At 67.7% G+C, this 6757-nt stretch carries 5 protein-coding genes and 5 tRNA genes; 9 read left to right on the top strand and 1 reads right to left on the bottom strand.

Annotated features, from left to right (window positions below):
- Position 1 precedes the first annotated feature (1 nt).
- The 6 genes from QRN19_RS12870 to QRN19_RS12845 all read left to right on the top strand — a co-directional run bounded on the left by QRN19_RS12870 (position 2) and on the right by QRN19_RS12845 (position 2290).
- A tRNA-Cys gene (locus QRN19_RS12870) sits at positions 2–72 on the top strand.
- A 58-nt stretch (positions 73–130) separates the two neighbouring features.
- Positions 131–205 (top strand) — tRNA-Val (locus tag QRN19_RS12865).
- Between the two features lie 209 nt (positions 206–414).
- Positions 415–1686, top strand: coding sequence for an HNH endonuclease signature motif containing protein (locus QRN19_RS12860; RefSeq protein ID WP_285027332.1), 1272 nt, complete (start codon positions 415–417; stop codon positions 1684–1686).
- 312 nt (positions 1687–1998) lie between these two features.
- Positions 1999–2070, top strand: a tRNA-Gly gene (locus QRN19_RS12855).
- Positions 2071–2126: 56 nt separating this feature from the next.
- Positions 2127–2197: transfer RNA gene (locus QRN19_RS12850), tRNA-Cys, on the top strand.
- Positions 2198–2218: 21 nt separating this feature from the next.
- Positions 2219–2290, top strand: a tRNA-Val gene (locus tag QRN19_RS12845).
- A gap of 97 nt (positions 2291–2387) precedes the next feature.
- Here the strand turns inward: QRN19_RS12845 and QRN19_RS12840 are convergent.
- Positions 2388–3071: a lysoplasmalogenase gene (locus QRN19_RS12840; RefSeq protein ID WP_285027331.1), complete on the bottom strand. Its 684-nt coding sequence runs from the start codon at positions 3069–3071 to the stop codon at positions 2388–2390.
- Positions 3072–3264: 193 nt separating this feature from the next.
- Here QRN19_RS12840 and thrS point away from each other — a divergent pair, with 193 nt between their 5' ends.
- The 3 genes from thrS to pdxS all read left to right on the top strand — a co-directional run bounded on the left by thrS (position 3265) and on the right by pdxS (position 6748).
- The gene (gene thrS, locus QRN19_RS12835; protein ID WP_285027343.1) at positions 3265–5187 is read left to right on the top strand and encodes a threonine--tRNA ligase; all 1923 of its coding nucleotides are present in this window, start codon (positions 3265–3267) and stop codon (positions 5185–5187) included.
- Positions 5184–5744, top strand: coding sequence for an HIT family protein (locus tag QRN19_RS12830; protein WP_285027329.1), 561 nt, complete (start codon positions 5184–5186; stop codon positions 5742–5744). Before thrS ends, QRN19_RS12830 begins: the two co-directional genes overlap by 4 nt.
- Before the next feature lie 98 nt (positions 5745–5842).
- Positions 5843–6748: a pyridoxal 5'-phosphate synthase lyase subunit PdxS gene (gene pdxS / locus QRN19_RS12825; protein WP_285027327.1), complete on the top strand. Its 906-nt coding sequence runs from the start codon at positions 5843–5845 to the stop codon at positions 6746–6748.
- Positions 6749–6757: the final 9 nt, after the last annotated feature.

Below are 6757 nucleotides of genomic sequence, written 5' to 3'. Positions count from 1 at the left end.
TGGTGGCGTGGCCGAGAGGCTAGGCAGCGGCCTGCAAAGCCGTCCACACGGGTTCGAATCCCGTCGCCACCTCACCTCAGCAACACAGTTCCACCAGCAACATCCCGGCGTCGTGTCTCACACGCCACCCGGGCGATTGGCGCAGCGGTAGCGCGCTTCCCTGACACGGAAGAGGTCACTGGTTCGATCCCAGTATCGCCCACCACCGAAAGCCCCCGGTCTCCCGGGGGCTTTCGTCGTTTGCGCGCGTCTTTTCCGGGTCTGCTCCAACCGACCCGCGAGTACGCCAAGGCGCCGCCAGTCCCCTGAGCACCCCCTCCGGTCCCTGGGCCTGTCGAAGGGCACACGAGGAGACTTCCGCAACTATGACGACTCGGCATCTGGAATGTCAGTGGTCCATGGTGGACTTGTCCCATGGCCGAGACCACCTCCACTGCTATCCGCGTCGGCGACGAACACGCCGTGCAGCTGGCGGAGTTCTCGGACGAGTGGGCAGAAATCCACCGGCAGCAGGCCGTCTTGGACGCACGGAAGGCGCGCCTCCTGGCCCGCTCCGCCGCCTACGCCGATGCCTTCGCGGACGCCACGGTCCCAGCCGTCTTCCCGCCGGCTGAGCGCCGGGCGCTCTCCCGTCGGTCGGCGTGTGCGGCTCTCGCGATGGCGACGCGGACGCCGGAGCGGACAGTCCAGCGGGCGACGAACGACGCCGAGCGTCTCGTCAACGAAGCACCGGCCGTACTCGCGTCACTGGAGGCGGGCCGCATCTCCGCCCGGCACGCCCAGGTGATCACCGACCAGCTCTGCGACGTCCCTGCTGCTGGGCGGACGGTGTTCCTCGAACAGGTTCTCGTCGTCGCCGAGCGCACTACTGTCGCTGGCCTCCGCACGAGTGCCCGCGTGCTCCGGGAGCGCCTGCACCCCGAATCGATCACCGCGCGCGCAACCCGCTCTGAGGCAGACCGCCGCGTCTCGTTCGAACCGACCGCCGACGGTATGGCATGGGTGCACCTCTTCACCACAGCACCGATCGCCCAGGGCATCATGGAGCGCGTCGAGGCCGGGGCGGCCGAGTCGCGCGCAGCTGGTGACACCCGCACCTGCGCCCAGTTGCAGGCAGATGCCCTCGCGGCGCTCGCGCTCACCGGCGTGACCCCGGAAGACGTCATGTCCAGCCCAGTGCTCCCGCACCCGATCGAGGTCCAGGACCACATCAAGCCCACCGTGCAGATCACAGTCCCGGTGCTCACCATGGCCGGCGTCAGCGACACCCCGGCGACGCTCGACGGCTACGGACCGATCGACCCGGAAACCGCGGCACGTATTGCGGTGAACGCGCCGAGCTTCACTCGGATCCTCGTTCAGCCCGAGACCGGCGCGATCTTGTCGGTCGGGCGGAATCAATATCGGGTCCCGGCCGATCTGCAACGCGCGGTGCGGCTTCGGGACGGCACCTGTCGGGCACCGGGCTGCGGGAGGCGAGCCCGGGCATGTGATCTCGACCACTCGGTCGCCTGGGAGGACGGCGGGACAACAGACGCCGGCAATCTCGCCTGCCTCTGCCGACATCACCACCGCATGAAGCACCTCCCCGGGTGGAACCTCGACCACCAGCGCGGTGGCGTGCTCGCGTGGACGACGCCCGACGGGAAACACCACCGGACGGAACCGGACCCCGCACCGTTCTGACCCCTGCCGGTCCCTGAGCCTGTCGAAGCGTTCCTCGTGGGCACTTCGACAAGCTCAGTGACCAGGAACAAGCTCAGTGACCAGGGGAGTGGCCCCTGCACCGCTGCGGGCCCTTGCGCCTGTCGAAGGGTGGTTCGGCCCTGGACGCCGCCGCTCCGCACCGTGTCCCGCGCCGACGCGCCGAGGAAGATGGAATTTCGGCCCGATTTTCCGCGGAACATCAAGGGTCGGACCGACTCGCCCATGCCGAGGTGTCAACGAGCGCCGTCAACATCGGCTAGAGTTTCCAAGCACCCGGAAACGGGATGCAATGCGGATGTGGCGCAGTGGTAGCGCATCACCTTGCCAAGGTGAGGGTCGCGAGTTCGAATCTCGTCATCCGCTCGAGTGTCAGTGAGAACGTGCAAGCGTTCCACTCGACAGTGTGTTTCATCACACGTGGTGGCGTGGCCGAGAGGCTAGGCAGCGGCCTGCAAAGCCGTCCACACGGGTTCGAATCCCGTCGCCACCTCGCTGGCAACACCACTCACCTGGGCGATTGGCGCAGCGGTAGCGCGCTTCCCTGACACGGAAGAGGTCACTGGTTCGATCCCAGTATCGCCCACAGGAACACGAAGGGCCCGAGCGAACAGCTCGGGCCCTTCGTCGTTGCACAGACCACCCGTGGCGAAGACCACTCGTCGCACGCTCAGGGCGTCCGCTCAGACGGGGAGGACCGCTCGCTCCCGGCGACGCAGGACCTCCGCGACGCCCCACACGATGAGGCCTTGGCCCGCGGCATACGTCGCCATGATGATCTCGTCAGCCGCCCAGATCGTCACTGCCGGCACGAAGCGGTCGAGTCCGATCAACGAGTCGGAGACCAGGAACAGCGCACCGCCGACGGCGATCGTCGGCGTCGTCATCGTCGATGACGCCGCCATGGCCCCGATCACGACGGCATAGAGGACCACCGCCGGATACAGCGCCCCCATGTCCTGCTGGCTGAGGAGCGCGATGCCGGCGACGAGCCACACCAGGTAGACGAGAGCCCAGACCGGCGGGCGGCGCCTGTTGCGCAGATGCCGCACGAAGAGCACGACGTAGCCGGCCTGAGCGAGCATGAAGAACAGGATCCCCACGCCGAATGCGAGTTCGCCCGGGACCATGAGAGCGACGTCGCCCAGCCAGCTGCACAGGATCGCGACGAGCGCCGTGACCGTGGCGGCAGACAGCCGTCGGACCGACCACACGAGCGCCAGCGCGAGGACCAGCATGATGAACGGCTTGGTGAGGAGCGACAGCCATTCCTGACCGGAAGCGAGGGCGACGATGTGCACGAGTGCGACCGCGGGCAGCGCGGCGAACAGCGCCGTCGCAGCCCCGCTCCTCTGCACAGCCGTCATCAGCGTCACCCCCGTCACGTCGTAGGCCTTCACTCTAGCGATGCGACCGAGCACGGACCATGGCCGCCGACCGACGGCAGCGTCTCCTCGTCGTGGACGACGATAGGCTTGCACGGCCAAGGTTTCACCTGAGAAAGAGAGATCATCCGTGAGTGACGGGTTCGCACTGTTCACCGACCGATCCGTGGTCGCCATGCGCGTCAACGGCGAACTGAAGGACCTCGCCGCCACGGTGACGGAGACGGACACCGTCGAGCCGGTGCACCTCGACTCGCCCGACGGTCTCAACATCCTCCGCCACTCCGCAGCCCACGTGCTCGCGCAGGCCGCGCAGCAGGTCGACCCGCATGCGAACCTCGGCATCGGCCCGCCGGTCACCGACGGCTTCTACTACGACTTCGACGTCGCCGCACCGTTCACGCCCGAGGCGCTCAAGGTGCTGCAGAAGACGATGGACCGCATCATCCGGCAGGGCCAGCGCTTCGTGCGGCGCGTCGTCACCGAGGACGAGGCTCGCGCCGAACTCGCGGGGGAGCCGTACAAGCTGGAGCTGATCGGCCTCAAGGGCGGATCGGCAGCCGACGACGAGAACGTCGAGGTGGGCGGCGCAGAGCTGACCATCTATGACAACGTCGACCCGAAGACGGGGGAGACGGTCTGGAAAGACCTCTGCCGCGGTCCACACCTGCCGAACACACGCATGATCGGCAACGGCTGGGCGTTGACGCGTCTCGCCGCGGCGTACTGGCGGGGGAGCGAGAAGAACCCGCAGCTGCAGCGGATCTACGGCACCGCATGGCCGACCAAGGACGAGCTGCGCGCCTATCAGACGCGCATCGAGGAGGCGGCCAAGCGCGACCACCGGAAGCTCGGTGCCGAGCTCGACCTCTTCAGCTTCCCCGAGGAGATCGGCTCGGGTCTCGCGGTGTTCCACCCCAAGGGCGGCATCATCCGCAACGAGATCGAGAACTACATGCGCGAGCGCCTGCTCGCCTCCGGCTACGAGCTGGTGAACACCCCGCACATCACGAAGGGGCACCTCTTCGAAGTCAGCCAGCACCTCGCCTGGTACAAGGACGGCATGTTCCCGGCGATGCACCTCGACCAGGAGGTCGACGCCGACGGCCACGTCACGCGTCAGGGCCAGGACTACTACCTGAAGCCGATGAACTGCCCGATGCACAACCTGATCTACCGGGCACGAGGGCGCAGCTATCGCGAACTGCCGTTGCGGCTCGCCGAGTTCGGCACGGTCTACCGGTACGAGAAGAGCGGCACCCTCTCCGGGCTCACGCGTGTCCGCGGCCTCACGCAGGACGACGCCCACATCTACGTGACCGACGATCAGGTCAAGGACGAGGTCGGCCGTCAGCTGCAGTTCGTCCTGGAAACTCTCCGCGGCTACGGTCTCGACGACTTCTACCTGGAGCTCTCGACGAAGGACCCCGACAAGTACGTCGGCACCGACGAGGTCTGGGACGAAGCGACCGAGACCCTCCGCCAGGTGGCCGTCGAGTCCGGTCTCGAACTCGTCCTCGACCCCGCCGGCGCAGCCTTCTACGGTCCGAAGATCTCGGTGCAGGCGCGCGACGCGATCGGTCGGACGTGGCAGCTGTCCACCGTGCAGCTCGACTTCAACCTGCCCGAGCTGTTCGAGCTGGAGTACACGGCCGCGGACGGCACGCGCAAGCGTCCGGCGATGATCCACCGTGCACTCCTCGGCTCGATCGAGCGATTCTTCGCGATCCTGCTCGAGCACTACGCGGGCGCCTTCCCGGTGTGGCTCGCCCCCGTGCAGGTCGTCGGCATCCCCGTCTCCGAGCAGTACGAGGACTTCCTCGGCGGTGTCATCGCCGAGCTACGCTCGTCCGGGGTCCGCGCGGAACTCGACGCCTCCGACGACCGGATGCAGAAGAAGATCCGCAATCACACGAAGACGAAGACCCCGCTGCAGCTGATCGTCGGCGAGGAGGACCAGGCCAACGGCGCGGTGAGCTTCCGATTCCGCGACGGCACCCAGGAGAACGGTGTCCCCGTCGCCGACGCCGTGCGCCGGATCCGCGTCGCCATCGCCGCGAAACTGCAGGTGAACACCGCAGCGGATCTGCCGGCATGACCCCGGGCACCGAACCGGAGTCGTTCGAGTCGATCGACACCTCCCACCTGGTGGGCGTCCCGGACGCGTTCCAGCGTCTGTGGACGCCCCACCGGATGGTCTACATCAAGCAGGGGCAGCCATCCGACGACGGTTGTCCGTTCTGCATCGCGCCGACGCTCGACGACGAGTCGGCGCTCATCGTGCATCGGGGCGAGCACGCCTTCGTGCTGCTGAACCTCTTCCCGTACAACTCCGGGCACCTGCTCGTCTGCCCGTACCGCCACGTCGCGATGTACGACGACGCGACGACGGAGGAGGTCGCCGAGATCGGTGCCCTGACGCAGACGGCGATGCGTGTCATCCGGTCCGTCTCGAAGAACGACGGCTTCAACCTCGGGATGAACCAGGGCGCCGTGGCCGGTGCCGGGATCGCCGCGCACTTGCACCAGCACATCGTCCCGCGCTGGGCGACGGACGCCAACTTCTTCCCGATCATCGCCCAGACCAAGGCGCTCCCGCAGCTGCTCGGCGACGTCCGGCAGTCGATCGCGGACGCCTGGCCGACCTCGGCCTGAACCGTCGAGGGCCGGTCCACCTGGACCGGCCCACCCAAGTCCAATTTCCGGCCTGTGGACGGAGCACCGTCAGGCCACCCGGCGGTACGCTCGCCACCATGACCGACAGCAGCACGACCACTGGACAGCACGGCTCGAACCGCGTGAAGCGCGGACTCGCGGAGATGCTCAAGGGCGGCGTCATCATGGACGTCGTCACCGCCGAGCAGGCCCGTATCGCGGAGGACGCCGGGGCGGTCGCCGTGATGGCCCTCGAGCGCGTCCCGGCGGACATCCGGTCCCAGGGCGGCGTGGCTCGGATGAGCGACCCGGACCTCATCGAATCGATCATCGCCGAGGTGTCCATCCCCGTGATGGCGAAGGCTCGCATCGGGCACTTCGTCGAAGCCCAGGTCCTCCAGGCGCTCGACGTCGACTACATCGACGAGTCCGAGGTCCTGAGCCCGGCCGACTACGTGAACCACATCGACAAGTGGGGCTTCGACGTCCCGTTCGTGTGCGGTGCCACCAACCTGGGAGAGGCACTGCGGCGCATCAACGAGGGTGCCGCGATGATCCGCTCGAAGGGCGAGGCCGGCACCGGCGACGTGTCCGAGGCGACCAAGCACATCCGCAAGATCCGCTCCGAGATCGCACACCTGTCGTCGATGTCGAAGGACGAGCTGTACGTCGCGGCGAAGGAGTTGCAGGCCCCGTACGACCTCGTCGTCGAGATCGCCGAGACCGGCAAGCTCCCGGTCGTGCTGTTCACCGCCGGAGGTGTGGCGACGCCGGCCGACGCCGCGATGATGATGCAGCTGGGCGCCGACGGCGTGTTCGTCGGATCCGGCATCTTCAAGTCCGGCAACCCGGCTCAGCGGGCGGCGGCCGTCGTCAAGGCGACGACCTTCTTCGACGATCCTCAGGTCATCGCCGAGGTCTCACGTGGTCTCGGTGAGGCGATGGTCGGCATCAACGTCGCCGACCTCGCGGCACCGCACCGCCTCGCCGAGCGTGGCTGGTAGCCCCGCGTC

It is taken from the genome of Plantibacter sp. ME-Dv--P-122b (assembly GCF_030209375.1).
In the GTDB taxonomy this organism is placed as follows: domain Bacteria; phylum Actinomycetota; class Actinomycetes; order Actinomycetales; family Microbacteriaceae; genus Plantibacter.
Note: the sequence above shows the minus strand (reverse complement) of the source record. Positions and strands in the feature narration are given on the sequence as shown.